The sequence below is a fragment of the Rhizobium sp. AB2/73 genome, from assembly GCF_020871915.1.
In the GTDB taxonomy this organism is placed as follows: domain Bacteria; phylum Pseudomonadota; class Alphaproteobacteria; order Rhizobiales; family Rhizobiaceae; genus Rhizobium; species Rhizobium dioscoreae.
In genome coordinates this window covers 3,896,460-3,915,580 of the sequence record NZ_CP067071.1, presented here as the reverse complement: position 1 = coordinate 3,915,580, position 19,121 = coordinate 3,896,460, and the positions used below count along the sequence as shown (strand labels likewise).

The following is a 19,121-nucleotide window of genomic DNA, read 5'->3' as shown; positions in this document are numbered from 1 at the left end:
ACGTTTTGGCCGCAACATACCCAGCGTTAGCGACCTAGGGACAGGGCTCGTTGATTAGAGCCAGAGGATGACGGTGGCGGCGAGCGCGATGGTGGAGAAGAAGGCCATCGGGCATCGGTAGTCGCGGGTGGCAACCCGACGCCAGTCTTTGAGGCGGCCAAACATGATCTTGATGCGGTTGCGCCGCTCGGAATACGGGACGTTGAAATTGTGAAGTCTTCCGGTTCAGTGCTGAATTAAGCCGCCGACAGCAATGGGCGGTACGTGGCCATTTGAAGGAACAACCGTTGCCAGAGCAATGCCTATATCAACCAAGGATGAGCGACTTAGTAGGATGACGTCGGAAAGTGGAATCCACCTCGAACCACGGGTATCACCGTTCGGTTCAGGTCGTGGTTGACCGCCGATAATGCGCAGCTGATAGAATATGCCGACGTTGTGATGATCTGTTCCGCCTGAAACGACCCGTTGCCCTGCGGGAACTACTCTTGAATCGACGCCCAGGAGTCGTTCAACAATCGCTTTGTAACCGGTTTCCTCGAATACTTCGCGGGCCACCGTATCGATCGGATCTTCTCCGTGCTCGACCCTGCCTCCTGGAAGTGACCACGTGTTCGAGGATTGGTGCACGAGCATTACCGCTCCGTCCTTCATAAATACAGCGTATGCACCCAACCTGAAACTCATAACCAATTCCCTTCAGACGAGGCGGCTTGGGCCGCTGCGGGTATTCGGAGTCAAATCCGAGCCACTTTTGACATCCCATTTACCCCGCACCATCACACCGTGAAATCTCAAGTTACCGATGGCGGTGATCCCATCGATGGGGGTGGACGGCCACATATCAGCAGACATTCCGGGGCTCGCCGCATGCACAGGTCGAAAGATCAAAGAACTTTCGGGACGCCATCCGATACTGTGCCAACAGCACAAGATCATGAAGCGCCGAGTTATCATTCGCCCTTCGCCATAGAATACTTAGCGGAAGCGATCCTGCCGCGCCACCCACGGGCCGTGATATGACATCTGGATAGACGTCACGACGGATTGGTGAGGTTAAAATGGTGAGTCCAAAGCCTCGTGACACCAGAAATATAAGGTTCTCTCTTCCCACCCTTTGGCGCGATAATTTGAGCTTACACGTCAGTTCTTCTTGGGATCGTTGCAGTACCGACTCTATATATGGTCCAGCCTCTTCCTCTGATATTATAAGTATTTCGTCATGGAGGTCCGAGACATTTATTTCGGTAAGATCCGCCAATGGATGATTCTGCGGGAGAATTGCATATAGTTGGCTCATGGAAATGGTCATCGCCTCGCACTCGGGCAATATCGGTTTGCCCGTCACGAACGCAAGGTCGAGACGCCCACGACGAACTGACTCAGCGATGTTCGCTGATTTTGCCTCTTCAAATCGAATTTCGACGCTAGGATGTTGATCTCGAAAAGCGTTGAGCAAACAAGAAAGGCGAAAGTCGGTCAATGATAGTGTTGTTCCGATACGAAGGACGTTCTGATTATTAGTCAGTCCGTTTGATATGTTATCTAATTCCTGACGAAAATGTCGCGCGGTCGTTGTGGCCTCACGGATGAATGCAGCGCCTGCATCTGTGGTGACCACGCCCATTGGAGTCCGCTCGAAGAGCAATAGCCCAAGCCGATGTTCGAGCATCTGGACTCTTCGACTAAGCGTCGATTGCGATATATTAAGAAGATCAGCGGCACGTCTGAAGCTACCTATCTCCGCTGCACATATGATACCATCAAGATAACGAAGATCGAGCGCTACGTCCGGAGCCAACATCCTTCCTTTACTGGATGATCTTTTCAGATTCATTACGATTCTTTCTCCAGTCGAAAAGCCGCTACGTCGGCTTTTGACGTGATGACCATCCTTCTGCGCCTGTTAGTCGTCGCTTCTCAGGTCGTACCTCGCTATTCTGTGAGTAGGGTCAATTTTTTCATCGCGTTGATGATGTCGGGCGGCGTGTTTACTTTAGCTGCACGCAGTCCGAATCCGGCTTCTCGACCACCCGTTTCAGGACCGGGAGTGTCGTTCTCCAGTAGAAGTCAACGTGTTTCCGCCCGGATTCTTCGCCTATCTCCCATCCCTTGCCACGACGCACCGGCGATGGAGGTACCAATTGCTCGACCGTCAGAATCGTATCTGTTCCTTCATCCGTTAGACTGAAGGTGATTGTCGAATAAGATTCCGGGACGTCGGGCAGACCGGAAACTCTGGACCAATAGGTGTATTGAAGTAACGAATGCGGCTGATTCCGAACAACTCGCCCCTTGTCGCGATAGCGTTTCGTTCCAATCACAGCCTCTATCTGTATCGCATCACCAACTTGCCAGCCGGTTGTGAAATGAGCGTTTCGCCAAAGCTCGCCAGCATCGGGGCTCGTGAGGACCTCCCAAATATATTTGCGTGCGGCCTTGATGCGTATGGAGTGAGTAACTGAATAAAGCGACATAAATTCTCCTATTGAAAGTGTTAACGTGCGCGATGCGCTCCTTGCGCGCGCTGTTCGAAATCCGAAATGCTTAGTGTCATGCAATAAGGTGATTTTTGTGCGCGGTGGACTTGCAGCGTATGAGAATTATACAGAGAATATTGCCCGGTCTCCTCGCGATTTGGTGATATTGCCTCATTCCATGGCGAAGATGCCCTCCCGCGTTCGGGTTCGTCTTGGATAGACGAATGCGGCCGTGCAGTTACGATAGTATTACTTGGTTGCGCTAGGTTTTTAGCTTCCGACATCGCCTCGCTCACCCTACCACGCGTATTCTTCTGGGGCGGGTTTATAGCCGGGGAAGATTGCATCGAGGCGTGCCAGAACTTCTCCGCTCAAGCTTGCGTCAAGTGCCGACAGTGAGGATTCGAGTTGTTCGCGCGTCCTTGGACCAACGATGGGAGCCGTCACGTCAGGCTGGTGCAACAGCCAGGAAAGCGCCAGCGTCGCTGGCGCTAGTTCCAAATCCGCTGCGAGCGCCTCGTAGGCCTCGATCTGCCGACGGTAGCGCTCGAGTGTAACGGCTGCTCGTCCATCCAGCCGCCGCAAGCCCGATTGCTCGTCGGCCAGCACGCCACCGAGCAAGCCGCCCTGAAGAGGCGACCAAGGAATGATACCGAGACCATGGTGACGGGCTGAGGGCAGCACCTCCAGTTCCGGCGTGCGGGTAATAAGGTTATAGATGGACTGCTCACTCACAAGTCCCGGCATACCCGCCGCCTTGGCCCCGGCCTGCGCGGCAGCGATGTGCCAGCCGGCGAAATTACTGCTGCCGACATAAAGGATTTTCCCCTGTCGAACTGCGACATCGATCGCTTGCCAAATCTCTTCCCATGGAGTCGCTCGGTCGATGTGATGGAACTGGTAGAGATCAATGTAGTCTGTCTGAAGACGTTTCAGGCTCGCGTCGAGAGCTCTACGAATGTGAAGCGCTGACAGTCCACGCTCGTTCGGTAGGTCACCCATAGGCTCGTAGACTTTAGTGGCTAGAATGGTGCGTTCGCGTCGGCCACTACCCTGCGCGAACCACCGACCGATTATCTCTTCCGTTTTTCCGCGATGCTCGCCCCAGTAGTAGATATCGGCTGTGTCGAAGAAGTTGATGCCTCGCTCAAGCGCATAGTCCATTATCAAATGCGCTTCTTTTTCTTCACACTTCCAGCCGAAATTCATCGTCCCGAGGCAGAGACGGCTGACGGACAGGCCGCTTCGCCCAAGATTTCTATAGTGCATGACCTCAATCCTCATCACATTTTGCGGGCAACGTGCACCGAAATATGATATCTATCAAATCGATTGGACATATTTTCGGAATTCGTTGAATGGATATTCACGGCATTGATCTCAATCTGCTGAAGGTCCTTGATGCCCTTCTCGCTGAAACCAGCGTGTCGGGCGCCGCGCGACGGCTGCGGTTGAGTCAGCCTGCAACCAGTGCTGCACTGTCGAGATTGCGACGGTTGCTGGATGATCCCCTTCTCATACGGCGCGGCAACGCAATGATTGCGACTGCGCGGGCTGAAGAGTTGCGCCCCAGGATCGCGGGGCTGCTGGACGAGATTGCACGGTCGTTCGACCGTCCTGGAACGTTCGTGCCGGGCGACAGTTCACGTCGTTTCCGCATTCTGGCGAGCGAATACGCGGTGATGGTTCTACTTGGGCCGCTGGCAATGCGGCTTTCACACGAATCGCCGGGGATCACACTGGAACTCTTGCCGTTTGATCCTCGTTTCGAGGAGCGGCTTGCAAACCACGACGCTGATCTCGCAATCTCGCGCGTCGATCTGCTCCATCCCGGCCGGAATCTGGAGCGGCTGATTTCTGACAGCTACGTGTCGGTTGTGCGTAAGGCGCATCCACGACTGTCTGGTGATGTGTCCGTTGAAGCGTTCGTAGCAGAGCAGCACGCCATGATAACGAGTGTGGGACGCGCGGAGGGCGACGTGGATCGCGCCTTGGGCAAGGAAGGCCTTCGACGCCATGTCGCCCTAACCTTGCCGCATTATCTTGTCGCCCCAGAAATTTTGGCTGGCTCCGATCTGATCATGACTGTGCCCCGCAGAATCGCCGCACAATTCTGCACGGTATGGCCGCTGAGGATGTTTTCACCGCCAATCAACGTTAAAGGCTTTGAAGTGGCGGCTGCTTGGCACCCCAGAAGCGCGGCCGATCCTGCTATAGTGTGGTTATTGGAAGCTTTGAAAGGGTCGTACGAGATCCGTACTACGCCCTATCGAGATGTCATTACTAGAAATATTTAATGCTTTGGCTAGTTAACAGAGCACTTAGTGATGCGCTGCAACGTATCGTATGCGGCGCTTATCAGCCGGTGTTTTATGCGTCGAAGAGGAATCGTGATTGGAATGAACGTCTCCGAACGCAATGTCCAATACTACGATCTGAATCATAGTCATGCTTAGAGAGATTGTGAATTTAAGTTGCGGCGGGCCTTCGCAAAGCCGCGATCTGTGGCGATGAAGCGTTGGACCATCGGGGCGATGAGCTTCGCCGGATCACTGACCGGCTGCCCCGTTTCGCGGGCCAAGACCTGGGCATAAGCGACGAGATCCCGGTGCAGCGGCGCCGGTAGCTCGATCGTCGCCTTGATCGGCTTGTCATCGACGATCGCGCCGAGCTTCAGCTTGGTCATATCAACCTCCGTAGGGTTCGAGAAGGAGATCGCGCGTGACGATGACCCGAACCGGGAAGCCCGGTCGTATCGTCAACGTGGGCGCAACGTTAAGCTGACGCCTGACGATCTGTTGGCCGGCATCATTGATGGTGTCCTGGCCGCCGTTGCGGATCGCCTGGATGAGGCGGTCATCGTTGCCCACAGCGAGTTCTGCGCCGATGCTGAGCAGCGTCGAGAGCCCGGCCGCCTTGGCAAGATCCCACCAGTGATAATCGACACCGTCCTGCAGGCCCGCATAGCCCTCGGCGTCAGCGCCAGGCTGTCGCTCGAGCACGATCGAGCGGCCATTCGGAAAGATCAGCCGGTTCCACACAAGCAGTACGCGGCTCTGCCCGAACTGCACATTGTTGTCGTACTGGCCGATGACGCGTGTGCCCTGCGGCACGAGGAGGATGTGGCCGGTCGGGCTGTCATAGATGTTCTCGGTGACCTGTGCGGTGATCTGGCCCGGAAGATCGGACCGGATGCCGGTGATCAGGGCCGCCGATATGACGGCGCCCGCTTGCAGGATATTCGGCGACGCCGGTGCGGCGACTCTATCGGCGGCGACGGTGCGTCGATCGGCGGCCGCATTGAGGAAGGCGTTCTGACGGTCCTGCGCGGAAGGTGTCGCAGGAGGAGGCGTTAGACTAAGGCTGGCCAGGGCGGGCGCCGGCGGAGGTGCGATAGCGGGTGATGGGGTTCCCGCTCCGGTGCGGGTCTCGGTCCCGGAGAAGAGTCTGCTCGTCCGCGCCGTTTCGATCTCCTGCAGCCTGCGTTGTTCCTCCGGGCTGATACCGGGATTCGGGGTGGCCATATTTGGCGTCGGCACAGGCTGTCCACGATCCTGGGCGCTGACGATCGGGCGGCCGAGATCGCCCGGCAGCGGTGGACCCAAGCGCGGCACGCCGCTGTAATCGCGCGGAAGACCAGCGAGCCCATCGGCGGTCGAGCGGTTCTCAGTCGAATAGAGTTCCTCGTTCGGACGGCCACCGTCTCGGGTCTGAAGCGCGTAGATCAGGGCGCCGCCGAGGCCGACGCTCGCGACCAGGCCGACGCCGGCGAGAACCTTCCGCGACAATCGGGTGACGCGGGGCGGCTCTGCGCGCAGCCGCATCGGCGCGGCGCTGGCCGGCTCGCCGGTCAGCGGCTGCGCATCGTCCGGCACTTCCTCATTCCGGGGCGGGTTTTCGCTCACGACGACGGCCTCCCGTCGGTACGGGTGATGCGGACGCGCCGCTGGCGATCACCGGAACCGAAGCGCAGCTCGGCGGCGGCGAAAAGCCGATCGACGATCATGTGGTGCCCGCGAACCCGGTAGTTCACCAGTTCGGAGGTGTTGCCCTCGGGGCCGACGACGAAGAGCGGAGGCATCTCACCCTGGCCGATGCCCCGCGGGAATTCGATGAAGACCTGACGGCCGTCATCAAAGGCGCGCAGCGGCCGCCATGGTGCGCGGTCCCCTTCGATCGCGTAGCGGAAGTTGACGTTGGCGAGGTCGACGCCCGACGCGACCGGCTGCGCGGTCTGCGCCTCGGTGTTCTGCCGACGCAGCGCGATGAGCTGGTCCTGCGGATACTGCCAGGACACCGAGGCCATGTAGGTCCGCTCGGTCGAGCGAAGCTCCATGTGGTAGGTGCGCAGGTTGGTGTTGATGACAAGGTTCGTCATCAGGTCGGGCCGCGTCGGCTTCACCAGGATATGGATCTGCCGCGTCGCGCCCGATCCGCTCTCGGTATCGCCGATGATCCAGCGGACCGTGTCGCCGGCGGCGACAGGGCCGGAGCCGACGAGCTGCTCGCCGGGCTGCAGCGCAATGTCGGTGATCTGCCCAACGGCGGTGTAGACCTGATAGAGCGCTCCTTGCGTGAACGGGTAGACCTGCATCGAATTGATGAAGCCGTCGCGCACCGGCTGGATGCGGGCTGCGGCATTAGCCTGGTTCACCCGTGCAGTCGGATCTGTCGGCTCGGGCGTGCGCCGCGAAGGCTCCACGCGCTGCAACTGGCCAGGCAGTGGGAGTGGTCGAGGCAGCTCGACCACGGTGACCGGCGCAGGTGGGTCGACCGTCTGCACGGCGGGGGCCGCATTGTCGTAGGAGATTTCCGGCGGCGGATTGGTGGTCGCGCAGCCGGCGAGCACAGTCGTCGTCAGCAGGAGAACGGGGAGTGCGGCTCGACGTAGAGCCGGGAATACGAGTGTGTGTGAAGCCGGGTTTCCGGCTTTACGGAAAGACGGCTTCATTGCCCAAGCTCCCGTGACCAGTTGATGGCGTTGACGTAGATGCCGAGCGGGTTCGCCCTCAGCCGATCGGCGTTGCGGGGGACCTGCACGACGATCGTCAGGATCGCGGTCCAGCGCGTGGTCTCGGCGAGCTGGCCGTTCTCGTAGCGGCGCTCGACCCAGGCGACGCGGAAACTGTCCGGAGAGGCGCGGATGACGCTGGAGACGTCGACGGCGACCTGCTGGTGGCCGACCTTCGTGAACGGGTCGTTCGAGCGGGCATAGTCGTTCAATGCCATCGCGCCGCGGTCGGTCGTGAAGTCGTAGGCGCGCAGCCAGTTCTGGCGCACGATGATGGCATCGGCTGGAATGCTGCGGACCTGCTCGATGAAGCGCGCCAGATGGAAAGCGATCTGCGGATCGGTCGGACGGTAGTCCGCTTCGGCAGGTGCGACCGCCTGCGCCTGACCGAGCCGATCGACCTGCACCACCCACGGCACGATGGTTCCGCGCGCCGACTGCACCACGAGCGCGGTGGCGAACCCGGCCGAGAGGATCAGCGAGCCGAACGCCATGAGACGCCAGTTCCGGGCCTGCACGCGCGAGGCGCCGATGCGCTCGTCCCAGACCTGGGCAGCGCGCTGGTAAGGCGTCTCCGGCTCGGGGGCTTTGCCGTAGTGGGTGGAGGGTCGTTTGAACATCAGCGATCGCCTTCGGAGAGATTGACGGAAGAGCCACCGCCATGGGCGTCGCCGGAGCGGACGGCGTGGGCCGTGGCCTGGACGGCGTGGGTCATGCGTTGGGAGCGCCGCATCCGCTGCGCCCAGGCCGGCGGGCCGCCGGAGCTTGCGGACGCGGCGCCGTCGCCAGCGGCGTCGCTACCGGTCGAGCCCATGGTGGATGAGCCGCCCGTGGCTTCGAAAGCGGCCTTGCCGCCAGCATTGAAGCTGGAGCGCATGCTTTCGGCGGCACGCGACGCGGCTCGGCGCAGCGGCGAGACAGCGGCGCTGCCGCCTGCGCGGGCGACGCCACCGAGACCGGATGCGACACCGGCCGCGCCGGATTGGCCGGCTGCGCCGAGGCTGTAAGCGGTGGATGCTCCTCCCGCGACGGCTGCGCCGCCCCGAGCGGCTGCGGCCGCACCCCCGGCTAGGGCTGCGCCACCGGATGCGGCAGCGCCGACGAGGCCAGCCCCCGCCGCGACCATGCCGCCTGCGGCGAGTCCGGTTCCGACCGCGGCACCGGCGCTGAGCTGCGGGCCGCCGGAGACAATGCCACTGGCGATGCCAGGACCGAATATGCCGAGGCCGAGCAGCGAGAGCGCGGCGAGCACGATCGCCATGGCCTCGTCGATCGTGGGGGTCGCGCCGCCGAAGCCAGAAGTGAATTCGGAGAAGAGCGTCGAGCCGATGCCGATGATGACGGCGAGCACCAGCACTTTGATGCCGGACGATATGACGTTGCCGAGCACGCGCTCCGCCATAAAGGCGGACTTGCCGAAGAGGCCGAAGGGAATCAGCACGAAGCCGGCGAGCGTCGTCAGCTTGAATTCGATGAGCGTGACGAAGAGCTGGATGGCGAGGATGAAGAAGGCGAGCAGGACCAGCGCCCAGGCGAGGAACATGCAGGCGATCTGGATGAAGTTCTCAAAGAATGACCAGTAGCCCATCAGGCTGGAGATGGAATCGAGCAGCGGTCGTCCGGCATCAAGGCCGGTCTGCGCGACCTTCCCGGGGCGCATGAGATCGGCGGTCGAGAAGCCAGTGCCGCTTGCCTTGAGGCCGAGGCCGGCGAAGCTCTCGAAGACGATCCGCGCGAGGTTGTTCCAGTTGCCGATGATGTAGGCGAAGACCCCGACGAACAGGGTCTTCTTGACCAGCCGCGCCATGATGTCGTCGTCGGCGCCCCAGCTCCAGAACAGCGCCGCGAGCGTCACATCGATGACGATCAGCGTTGTGGCGATGAAGGAGACCTCGCCGCTGAGCAGACCGAACCCGCTGTCGATGTAGCGAATGAAAACCTCAAGGAAGTGATCGATGACGCCGGTGCCGCCCATGATTTTATCGCGCCTCGTCGAGTTGCGGAGTGTTCGGTGCGGAGGGTGTCGCTGTCGGCGCGTAGGTCCGCTGCGATGGAGGGGTGCGGCCGTCGCGCGGTGCGGGCGGCATGTCCGGCAACCGCTCGGCGGGACGGGCACCGGGTGCGAGGAAGCGCTGGCGGTTCTCTGCCCAGGCACGGCGGCATTCCGGATCGCGCGGTCCCTCTTCGCCGAGCGCCTGGCAGCGGATCAATGCGTCTCGCAGGGGATCGGCCGGCGCCTCTGCGGTGCGGCCAGACGGCCAGGTCTCCGGCGCCTCCTCTTTCCGGGTCATCTCGATCGCGGTGGCCGTGATCGCGACCGCGACGAACACGACAGCGCCGAGCCGGGCGAGCATCTTTCCGTCCACCGCCGTGCCCTCAGTTGCCGTTCGGGAACATGCGCGCATTGCCGGGTTGGTAGCCGCTGCCCGGTGTGAGGAAGCGACGGCGCTGCTCGCGCCCTTGCTCGGCCGCTGCCGCCCGCTCGGCCTCGGATAGACTCTGGGCGCGGCCATTGGCAGCGACGACGGCTGTAAGATCGGCAAGCTGCTGCGCCTGGAGCGCGAGGAGCTGATTGCCCGCCTGTGTCGCCTGCAACGCGCCTGTCGCGCCTTGGCTCTGTCCGACCAGCGCCGACATCTCGCTGCGATTGGTGTCGATGTTGCCGACGACGCCGGCCTGGACGCGCATGGCGTCCTGCAAGCCGCCGACGGTGTTCTGCCAGCGCTCGCGCGCCTGTGTGACGAGCGCCTGATCGGAGGCGGACATCGAGGCGTTGCCGTATGTGGTCTGGAACGCGCGGTCGATCTGCTGGACGTTGAGGGCGATGCCCTGCGCCTGTTGCAGGAGCTGCTGCGTGCGCTGGACAGACTGCTGGAGCTGTTGGAGCGACGAGTAAGGCAGGCTCGCGAGGTTGCGCGCCTGGTTGATCAGCATCTGTGCTTCGTTCTGAAGCTGAGTGATCTGCTGATTGACCTGCTGGAGCGTGCGCGCCGCCGTCAGCACGTTCTGAGCGTAGTTTGTCGGATCATAGACGATCCATTGCGCGGCGGCGGGCGGCGCGAAGATGGGTGACAGTGCGAGCGGGGCCGCTAGGAGTGCGGCCGTCATGCGCAGGGTGCGTGTACGGGTGTGAACGGAACGGGTCATGGGCGTGCCTCCAGATCGCTTTGTTGAGTGACATTGGTGAGGTCGGCGATAAGGTCCGCGGCCCAGTCGAGCCGGTTCGCCACGAGCCATTCCGCGAGAAACCTGTCCGTGCCGCTGCGGGCGTGAACATCGGCGATCATCGCCTGGTGCTGTTTGGATGAGGCGGCGCACAGCGCCAGGGCCACGTCCGACAGGCCCAGCTCGAACAGCCGGTTTCCCCTGCGGCTCTGGCAGTAATAGTCGCGCTTGGGCATCGCCCGCGCGAGGATCTCGATCTGGCGATCGTTGAGACCGAAGCGGCGATAGATGGCGGTGATCTGCGGCTCGATCGCCCGTTCATTCGGCAGGAGAATGCGGGTCTGGCAGCTCTCGATGATGGCGGGCGCAATCGCCGAGCCGTCAATATCGGAGAGTGACTGCGTGGCGAAGATGACGCTGGCGTTCTTCTTGCGCAGCGTCTTCAGCCACTCGCGGAGTTGTCCGGCGAAACCCTCGTCGTCGAGCGCGAGCCAACCCTCATCGACGATCAGCAGCGTCGGTCGGCCGTCGAGGCGGTCTTCGATGCGGTGGAAGAGATAGGCGAGCACGGTGGCAGCCGCGCCGGTTCCGATCAATCCCTCGGTCTCGAAGGCCTGGACATCCGCCTCGCCGAGATGTTCGGACTCGGCGTCCAGTAACCGGCCATATGGTCCGCCGACGCAATAGGGTCTCAGCGCCTGCTTCAGATCATTGGACTGGAGCAGGACGGACAAGCCGGTCAACGTGCGCTCCGCGACCGGTGCTGACGCCAACGATGACAGGGCCGACCAGAGGTGCTCCTTGACCTCGGGGGTGACCGGCACGCTCTCGCGGGAGAGAATCGCGATCAGCCAGTCGGAAGCCCAAGCGCGCTCGGCGACATCGTCGATGCGGGCCAGCGGTTGGAGCGACACGCTGTCGTCGGCTCCGTCCGTCAATCCGCCGCCGAGATCATGCCAGTCGCCCCGCATGGCGAGGGCCGCCGCACGGATCGATCCGCCGAAGTCGAAGGCGAAGACCTGGGATCGCGGATAGCGCCGGAACTGAAGCGCCATGAGCGCGAGCAACACCGATTTGCCGGCGCCGGTCGGCCCGACGATCAGCGTATGGCCGACGTCGCCGACATGGATGGAAAGCCGGAACGGGGTCGAGCCCTGGGTTCTGCCGTAAAGCAGTGGGGGTGCATCGAAGTGCTCGTCCCGTTCCGGTCCCGCCCACACCGCCGACAGCGGGATCATGTGGGCGAGATTCAATGTGCTGATGGGCGGCTGGCGGACATTGGCGTAGACGTGGCCGGGCAGCGAGCCCAGCCAGGCGTCCACGGCATTGATGGTCTCGGCCATCGCAGTGAAGTCGCGGCCTTGGATGACCTTCTCCACCAGCCGCAGCTTCTCGGCGGCAATGCGAGGGTCATCATCCCAGACCGTGATCGTGGCGGTCACATAGGCTTGGCCGGCGTAATCGGCGCCAAGCTCCTGAAGCGCCATGTCGGCGTCGGCCGCCTTGTTCGCCGCATCGGTATCGACGAGGGCCGAGGCCTCGTTCGTCATGATTTCCTTGAGGATGGCGGCGATGGACTTGCGCTTCGCGAACCATTGCCGCCGGATCTTCGTCACCAGCTTGGTCGCGTCGGTCTTGTCGAGCAGGATCGCCCGCGTCGACCAGCGATAGGGAAAGGCGAGCCGGTTCAGCTCGTCAAGGATGCCGGGTGTCGTCGCGGACGGGAAACCGACGATGGTGAGGATGCGAAGGTTCGTCTCGCCCAGGCGCGGTTCGAGCCCGCCGGTGAGCGGCTGATCGGCGAGCAGCGCGTCGAGATACATCGGCGTCTCGGGAACGCGGACCCGATGCCGCTTCGTTGAGATGGTCGAATGCAGGTATGTGAGCGTCTCGGCGTCATCGAGCCAGGCGCATTCCGGCATGAATGCGTCGATGAGGTTCAAGATGCGGTCGGTGCGATCGATGAAGCCGCGCAGGATCTCGTGCGCATCGACGCCAGCGTGATCGCGGCCCTCGTAGAGCCAGGTTTCGGCGCGGGCGGCGTCCTCGGCCGGCGGCAGGTACAGGAAGGTGAGGAAGTAGCCGGACTCGAAATGGGCGCCAGCTTCCTCGAAGTCCGCCTTGCGCTCGGCGTCGACCAGCGCGGAAGCGCTGTCGGCGAACGTGCTGGTGGGATAGGTCGCGGCGCCGTGGCGCTGCGCCTCGACAAAGATGGCCCAGCCAGAGCCGAGGCGACGAAAGGCGTTGTTGAGTCGGCCGGCGACGGCGACCAGCTCGGCCGGGACGGCGCTGTCGAGATCGGGGCCGTGAAACCGGGCGGTGCGCTGAAGGCTGCCGTCCTTGTTCAGCACGACGCCTTCGCCGACCAGCGCGACCCAAGGGAGGTAGTCGGCAAGTCGGGTGTTGCGGTTGCGGTATTCGGCAAGGTTCATCATTAGCGTCGCTCCTCAGACCGACAGGTGGCCGGGGATGCGCAGATGCTTGCGCACGACATCAACGAACTGGGGGTCGCGCTTCGCCGCCCAGACGGCCGCGAAGTGGCCTACGGCCCAAAGTCCCAGGCCGACCAGCCAGAGGCGAAGGCCGAGACCGAGGGCGGCCGCCAAGGTGCCGTTGAGAATGGCGAGAGAGCGCGGCGCGCCGCCGAGCAGGATGTGCTCGGTCAGCGCCCGGTGGACCGGGACCGAGAAGCCCGGCACCTCGCCGCCATGATCCGCGCCTTCGGCCATCAGACGAGCGCCCCGCCACCGAAGGAGAAAAACGACAGGAAGAAGCTCGATGCCGCGAACGCGATGCTGAGGCCGAACACGATCTGGATCAGGCGCCGTGCGCCGCCCGACGTGTCGCCGAAGGCGAGCGTCAGGCCGGTGATGATGATGATCATCACGGCGATGATTTTGGCGACTGGCCCCTCAATGGATTCGAGGATGGATTGCAGCGGGGCTTCCCACGGCATCGACGAACCGGACGCGTGAGCGGCTGACGCGAAGGCGAGCGTGAGTAAGGTGACGGACACCGCCGTTGCGATATGGCGGCGGATGCGCAAGGCATGCTTGATCATGACGGGTCTCCTGTGGGGGGCTGGCTTGCGGGGGTGACGCGGTAGTCGCCATCGGTGCCGAGGCCTTCGACACGGGCGAGTTCGGCGAGGCGGCGCGAAGAGCCGCGGCCGGAGAGCACGGCGACCAGATCGATCGTCTCGGCGATCAGCGCGCGCGGGACGGTCACAACGGCTTCCTGAATGAGCTGCTCGAGACGGCGAAGAGCGCCGAGCGCAGTCCCCGCATGGATGGTCCCGATGCCGCCGGGATGCCCGGTGCCCCATGCCTTCAACAGGTCGAGCGCCTCGGCGCCGCGAACCTCGCCGATCGGGATGCGGTCCGGTCGAAAACGCAGGGAAGATCGGACCAGCTCTGAGAGCGTGATGACGCCGTCCTTGGTCCGCATGGCGACAAGGTTCGGTGCCGTGCATTGCAGCTCGCGCGTGTCCTCGATGACGATGACCCGGTCCGAGGTCTTCGCGATCTCGGCCAGAAGGGCGTTGGTGAGCGTGGTCTTGCCGGTAGAGGTGCCGCCGGCGACGAGGATGTTGCGACGTTCGCTGACCGCGATGCGCAGCGCCTCGGCTTGGCCCGCGTGCATGATGCCGGCGGCGACGTAGTCATCGAGCGTGAACACCGCGACGGCGGGTTTGCGGATCGCGAAGGCTGGGGCGGCGACGACGGGCGGCAGGAGGCCCTCGAACCGCTCCCCCGTCTCGGGCAATTCGGCCGAGACACGCGGGGCGCCCGGATGAACTTCTGCGCCGACGTGATGGGCGACCAGCCGGATGATGCGCTCGCCATCGGCGGGCGACAGTCGTTCACCGGTGTCGGAAAGGCCCTCCGAGAGCCGGTCGACCCAGAGCCGCCCATCGGGGTTGAGCATCACCTCGACGATCGCGGGATCTTCCAGAAAGGTGGCGATCGCAGGCCCGAGAGCCGTGCGCAGCATGCGCGCACCGCGAAGGATCGCTTCCGATTTCTGGTGAGTTGCCGCCACGTCGTCCCCGTTCTCTTGCGGGTCCGCCGAGAGCGGCCCTGGATCGGGGATGAGTAGAAGAGGCAGAAATCATGGCCTGACAACAACCAGCATGTGGCCGTCGTACTGTGGCGTACAAAGACAGGGAAACGGCGGAAGGACCGAATACCTGCATGCGGAGATCAGTGATTATTCCGCGTCGCGCGCGGGAATGTCTTCGGCAATTTCTTGTCTGAGCTTTGGTCCCTGCGCGAGTCGTCGGCCCAAGGCGGTGACGAAAGCTTCGTAGCGCTCGGCGGCCTTCGCACGTGCCGCGATCTGTGCCGGCTCCGGCAGCGGCGGATTGGATGTCAGCCAGAAGCGAATGAAGACGGCGAGCGTCTCGACCGATATGCCGAGATCGCGCTCCATGCGCGCCATGCGACGATCGAGCTGGTCGAGACGCTTGGTGGTGGCCGCTTCCTGTCGCTCCGCCGCGTCTGGCGAGAGGAACGATGCTATGCCGGCCTCGGCAACCAGCGACAGGGAGAGGTCTCGCCGAGCCGCATGGGCCGCGAGCGCCTTCATGACGTCTGGGTCGAGATAGACCGAAAGGCGTTGCTTCTTTGGAGGCTTGGTCACCGACGCCTCCTACAGTTCGATGCCGTCGCCCGGATCGAGCGAGGCCTGGCGGGCGACGTGACGCATCGTCTGCGTCATGCGGCTAAGGCGGGCGGCATCCTCCTCGGCGTCATCGCGGGGATCGATCTCGAATTCGTTTTCGATGACCGGCTTTCGCTCCACAGTCTTGGTGCGGCTCAGTTCTGGCTGATGCCGGCGTTCGGAATCCGTCGGATCATCGTCAGCCACGTCCTCCACGGCGACGGCCGTGTTCAGCACGGGGGGCTCCGGTATGGCAAGCGCGCTCCAGTCGTCGGCCCTCGCGCTCGTCGGCTTGGTGAGTGTGGGCGGCATGAGGATGCGTTCCTGAAATCTCCGATCCTCGTAGTAGCGGGCCTTCTTCGCGCGGATCGGGGGGATGCCGGCGACCATGACGATCTCGTCGGACGGCGGAAGCTGCATGACCTCGCCCGGCGTTAGCAATTGCCGGGCGGTCTCCGAGCGCGACACCATCATGTGGCCGAGCCAGGGCGATAGCCGATGACCGGCATAGTTCTTCATCGCCTTCATCTCGGTGGCGGTGCCGAGCGCGTCCGAAACGCGTTTGGCTGTGCGCTCGTCATTGGTCGCGAAGCTCACGCGCACATGGCAGTTGTCGAGGATGGAATTGTTCGGGCCATAGGCTTTCTCAATCTGGTTCAGCGACTGGGCGATGAGGAAGGCCTTCAGCCCGTATCCCGCCATGAAGGCGAGCGCGCTCTCGAAGAAGTCCAGGCGCCCGAGCGCCGGAAACTCGTCGAGCATGAGCAGCAGGCGGTGTCGGTTGCCCTTCGCCTGCAAGTCCTCGGTCAACCGGCGCCCGACTTGGTTGAGGATCAGTCGGATCAAGGGTTTGGTCCGGTTGATGTCGGAGGGCGGCACCACGAGGTAGAGCGTGGTCGGATGCTCGCCCCCGACCATGTCGGCGATGCGCCAGTCGCACCGGCGGGTGACCTCGGCCACGACGGGATCACGATAGAGGCCGAGGAATGACATGGCTGTCGACAGCACGCCGGAGCGCTCGTTGTCGGATTTGTTGAGCAGTTCGCGCGCGGCCGACGCGATCACGGGATGCGGGCCGCTCTCGCCGAGATGGGCGGTCTTCATCATCGCCGCCAGGGTGGATTCGATCGGGCGCTTCGGATCGGAGAGGAAGGCGGCGACGCCGGCTAGTGTCTTGTCGGCCTCGGCGTAGAGGACGTGCAGGATCGCGCCGACCAGAAGCGCGTGCGACGTCTTCTCCCAGTGGTTCCGTTTTTCGAGCGAGCCTTCCGGATCGACCAGGATGTCGGCGATGTTCTGCACGTCGCGGACTTCCCATTCGCCGCGGCGCACCTCGAGCAGCGGATTGTAGGCCGCCGACTTGGCATTGGTCGGATCGAACAGCAGCACGCGGCCGTGCCGGGCCCGGTAGCCGGCGGTCAGCGTCCAGTTCTCGCCCTTGATGTCGTGAACGATCGCCGAGCCCGGCCAGGTCAAGAGCGAGGGCACGACCAGGCCCACGCCCTTGCCGGAACGTGTCGGCGCGAAGCACAGGACATGCTCCGGACCGTCATGGCGAAGATACTCGCGCTCATGCTTGCCGAGCACGACGCCGTCCAGACCGAGGAGGCCGGCGGCCTTCACCTCTTCCGGCCGCGCCCAGCGAGCCGAGCCGTAGGTCTCCACGTTCTTCGCTTCGCGTGCCCGCCACACGGACATACCGATCGCGACGGCGATGGAGATGAAGCCGCCCGACGCGGCGATATAGGCGCCCTCGACGAAGATCGGCGGGGCATAGGCGTCGTAGAAGTACCACCACCAGAAGAAAGCCGGCGGATAGTAGATCGGCCATCCGGCAAGCTCGAACCAGGGCTGCCCGAGCTGTGGTTGGAAGCCGAGCCGGTAGGCCGTCCATTGGGTCGCGCCCCAGGTCGTCATCAGGACGATCAGGAAGACGGTGAGGATCTGGCCCCAGAGGATTTTTGTCGCCGACATGGCGAGGCACTCCTTTCTCAGTTGGGCTACATGCCGAGGCCGCGATTGCGGCCGAAGCTCCAGTCGACGCCGCCGCCGCCGCGCGAGACGCCGGAGACGTGCTGACCAAGGTGACGTTCGAGGGAGGGCGACCAGGGCACGAGCTGGAAGCCGAGGCCGTCGTCGATCATGGCGAAGCGGCCGGAGGCGAGCGCGAAGCGCTGGCGATAAGTGCCCGCCACATACTCGCCCGTTCCGGCCTTCGAGAATGGCCGGCCGGTCTCGACCGCGAGCCTTGCCCCCAGCGCTTCGACCTCGCGCTGGCGCAAGGTTTCGATCAGCCCCGGCGAGAAGCTGACGCCGCGCGTCTGCCGCTCGGCGAGCCCCTGGGCGATGAGATGGTCGACGCGCCGGTCCATCGCCTGACGCACCTCCGCGCCGAAGCCGCCGCCGCCGAGCGCTGCCGGCTCGCGGGCGATGGCCTGCCGGTCGAGCCAGGTGGCACCCGTCGCATGGACCTGTCGCTCGATATCGAGATCCGAGCGAACGGCGAGCGCGACACGCCGGCGGCCCTGCGCGTCGTCGAACTTGCGCAGCTCGACGATCGAACCCGGTGCGCTATCCCCGGCGCCGTCGAGATCGGCGAGCTTGATGTGGTGGGTGCGCCCGTCGGTGCCGTCGACCACGGCATAGGCCGTGCCCTTCAGCTCGTCATCGAGGCCGCGGTCGACCAGCCGGCCGATGACCGGATCGTCAATGCTCTCGCCGGCGAGCACATAGCTCGCTGCGCCGCGTTCGATGCCGCGTTCGGTCAGGCCGCGGTGGATGCGTTTGATGATGTCGCCGCGCTCCCCGAGCGCGCGCAGCGTCTTCTCGGCATTCTCCGATACGACCCACTGGCCGGGACCGACCTGATCGGCGAGGCCGAGCGTCTCCAGCTTGCGCAGCCGACCAACCTTCAGCGCGTGGAATTCGTCTGGCTGCCGATCGGGATGTGGTGTGAGGTCGGCGACGCCGGTGCGATAGCTGTCGCGGGCGATCTGGCGATCAAGATCGGTCCAGCGTTCCGCCTCGACCTGACGCCCCAGGTTGCGCCGGATCTCCTGCTCAGTGCGCGGCCCCAACTCCTGGGTGACGAGATCCTGCGCGCGAGCGCGCATGCCCTCCTTGATGTAGTCGCGGGAAATGACGAGGTCCTGGCCGTCGTCGGTCCGGCCCCGCAGGATGATGTGGACGTGGGGATTGTCGGTGTTCCAGTGATCGACGCCGACCCAGTCGAGTTTGGTGCCGAGGTCTTTCTCCATCTGCCCCATCAGCTCGCGGGCGAAGCCTTTGAGGTCGGACATCTCGGTCGCGTCCTCTGGCGAGACGATGAACCGGAAGTGATGCCGATCGTCCTGGGTGCGCTCGGCGAAGGCCTTCGGATCGGCGTCCTCGGATGCGGGGCCGAACAGGTGCGCCTTCTCCCCATCCCGGGTGACGCCCTCGCGGCGGAGATAGCTGAGGTGTGCAGAGAGCGGTGCGGCCCGCGCGCTATGACGGACGACGCGTGTTTTGATGACTGTGTTGCGCGATCGGCTCGTGAGCAGCCGATTGGCCTGCACGGTCGCGCGCTGTCCGCGTCCAAACCGCGAGCGATTGCCCTTGCTGATCTGGCCGGCGCGCGAGACGCGTCCACCGGCCCGCTGTGCGGCGGCGAGCGCCTGGGCAATGAAGGGCCGCGCTTGCTGCGCACGGGTCGAACGGATGCGGCCGGGCCGGATGCGGAAATCGTCCTCGCCGCTCATGGTCGAGGCCCCGCACATCGCGCAAACGCGCGGAAAGCCTTGGCGAAATGGCGAATGCGCAGG

The 19,121-nt window shown here is 63.5% G+C and carries 18 protein-coding genes and 2 pseudogenes; 1 reads left to right on the top strand and 19 read right to left on the bottom strand.

Going from position 1 to position 19,121, the window contains the following annotated elements:
* Window positions 1–54 precede the first annotated feature (54 nt).
* The 5 genes and pseudogenes from I8E17_RS19210 to I8E17_RS19190 form a co-directional block, all read right to left on the bottom strand.
* A pseudogene (locus I8E17_RS19210) lies at window positions 55–189 on the bottom strand (IS5/IS1182 family transposase); the annotation flags it as partial.
* Window positions 190–225: 36 nt separating this feature from the next.
* Window positions 226–687 (bottom strand): NUDIX domain-containing protein, encoded by a 462-nt coding sequence (locus I8E17_RS19205; RefSeq protein WP_219511113.1) that lies wholly within the window; start codon window positions 685–687, stop codon window positions 226–228.
* A 157-nt stretch (window positions 688–844) separates the two neighbouring features.
* A complete protein-coding gene (locus I8E17_RS19200; RefSeq protein ID WP_219511116.1) occupies window positions 845–1,837 on the bottom strand; it encodes a LysR family transcriptional regulator in 993 nt (330 codons plus the stop codon).
* 154 nt (window positions 1,838–1,991) lie between these two features.
* Window positions 1,992–2,477: an SRPBCC domain-containing protein gene (locus I8E17_RS19195; protein ID WP_219511118.1), complete on the bottom strand. Its 486-nt coding sequence runs from the start codon at window positions 2,475–2,477 to the stop codon at window positions 1,992–1,994.
* A gap of 300 nt (window positions 2,478–2,777) precedes the next feature.
* Window positions 2,778–3,749, bottom strand: a complete 972-nt coding sequence (locus I8E17_RS19190) for an aldo/keto reductase (RefSeq protein ID WP_219511121.1) — start codon at window positions 3,747–3,749, stop codon at window positions 2,778–2,780.
* A gap of 89 nt (window positions 3,750–3,838) precedes the next feature.
* Between I8E17_RS19190 and I8E17_RS19185 the strand changes: the two genes are divergently transcribed.
* Entirely contained in the window at window positions 3,839–4,777 is a 939-nt protein-coding gene (locus I8E17_RS19185) for a LysR family transcriptional regulator (RefSeq protein WP_219511124.1), read from the top strand.
* A 155-nt stretch (window positions 4,778–4,932) separates the two neighbouring features.
* On the opposite strand, the gene I8E17_RS19180 is transcribed toward I8E17_RS19185, so the two are convergent.
* The 14 genes and pseudogenes from I8E17_RS19180 to I8E17_RS19115 form a co-directional block, all read right to left on the bottom strand.
* Window positions 4,933–5,166: a DUF2274 domain-containing protein gene (locus I8E17_RS19180; protein WP_219511126.1), complete on the bottom strand. Its 234-nt coding sequence runs from the start codon at window positions 5,164–5,166 to the stop codon at window positions 4,933–4,935.
* 1 nt (window position 5,167) lies between these two features.
* Window positions 5,168–6,385: a TrbI/VirB10 family protein gene (locus I8E17_RS19175; protein WP_219511129.1), complete on the bottom strand. Its 1,218-nt coding sequence runs from the start codon at window positions 6,383–6,385 to the stop codon at window positions 5,168–5,170.
* Window positions 6,382–7,431, bottom strand: a complete 1,050-nt coding sequence (trbG, locus tag I8E17_RS19170; RefSeq protein WP_219511131.1) for a P-type conjugative transfer protein TrbG — start codon at window positions 7,429–7,431, stop codon at window positions 6,382–6,384. Before trbG ends, I8E17_RS19175 begins: the two co-directional genes overlap by 4 nt.
* The gene (gene trbF, locus I8E17_RS19165; RefSeq protein WP_219511132.1) at window positions 7,428–8,111 is read right to left on the bottom strand and encodes a conjugal transfer protein TrbF; all 684 of its coding nucleotides are present in this window, start codon (window positions 8,109–8,111) and stop codon (window positions 7,428–7,430) included. Before trbF ends, trbG begins: the two co-directional genes overlap by 4 nt.
* Window positions 8,111–9,466: a P-type conjugative transfer protein TrbL gene (gene trbL, locus I8E17_RS19160; RefSeq protein WP_219511135.1), complete on the bottom strand. Its 1,356-nt coding sequence runs from the start codon at window positions 9,464–9,466 to the stop codon at window positions 8,111–8,113. The genes trbF and trbL overlap by 1 nt, the downstream gene beginning before the upstream one ends.
* A gap of 148 nt (window positions 9,467–9,614) precedes the next feature.
* Window positions 9,615–9,857 (bottom strand): annotated as a pseudogene (trbK-alt, locus tag I8E17_RS19155) (putative entry exclusion protein TrbK-alt); the annotation flags it as partial.
* A gap of 10 nt (window positions 9,858–9,867) precedes the next feature.
* Entirely contained in the window at window positions 9,868–10,638 is a 771-nt protein-coding gene (gene trbJ / locus I8E17_RS19150) for a P-type conjugative transfer protein TrbJ (protein WP_219511137.1), read from the bottom strand.
* Window positions 10,635–13,091, bottom strand: a complete 2,457-nt coding sequence (trbE, locus tag I8E17_RS19145; protein WP_219511139.1) for a conjugal transfer protein TrbE — start codon at window positions 13,089–13,091, stop codon at window positions 10,635–10,637. Before trbE ends, trbJ begins: the two co-directional genes overlap by 4 nt.
* 12 nt (window positions 13,092–13,103) lie before the next feature.
* Window positions 13,104–13,385 (bottom strand): VirB3 family type IV secretion system protein, encoded by a 282-nt coding sequence (locus I8E17_RS19140; RefSeq protein WP_098107610.1) that lies wholly within the window; start codon window positions 13,383–13,385, stop codon window positions 13,104–13,106.
* On the bottom strand, window positions 13,385–13,717 hold the full coding sequence (locus tag I8E17_RS19135) for a TrbC/VirB2 family protein (RefSeq protein WP_219511141.1): 333 nt from the start codon (window positions 13,715–13,717) through the stop codon (window positions 13,385–13,387). Before I8E17_RS19135 ends, I8E17_RS19140 begins: the two co-directional genes overlap by 1 nt.
* A complete protein-coding gene (trbB, locus tag I8E17_RS19130) occupies window positions 13,714–14,697 on the bottom strand; it encodes a P-type conjugative transfer ATPase TrbB (RefSeq protein WP_219511144.1) in 984 nt (327 codons plus the stop codon). Before trbB ends, I8E17_RS19135 begins: the two co-directional genes overlap by 4 nt.
* A gap of 168 nt (window positions 14,698–14,865) precedes the next feature.
* The gene (locus I8E17_RS19125; RefSeq protein WP_219511146.1) at window positions 14,866–15,297 is read right to left on the bottom strand and encodes a CopG family transcriptional regulator; all 432 of its coding nucleotides are present in this window, start codon (window positions 15,295–15,297) and stop codon (window positions 14,866–14,868) included.
* 9 nt (window positions 15,298–15,306) lie between these two features.
* Window positions 15,307–17,292 (bottom strand): conjugal transfer protein TraG, encoded by a 1,986-nt coding sequence (locus I8E17_RS19120; protein ID WP_219511149.1) that lies wholly within the window; start codon window positions 17,290–17,292, stop codon window positions 15,307–15,309.
* Between the two features lie 26 nt (window positions 17,293–17,318).
* A complete protein-coding gene (locus I8E17_RS19115) occupies window positions 17,319–19,058 on the bottom strand; it encodes a VirD2 family relaxase/mobilization nuclease (RefSeq protein ID WP_219511151.1) in 1,740 nt (579 codons plus the stop codon).
* Window positions 19,059–19,121 lie beyond the last annotated feature (63 nt).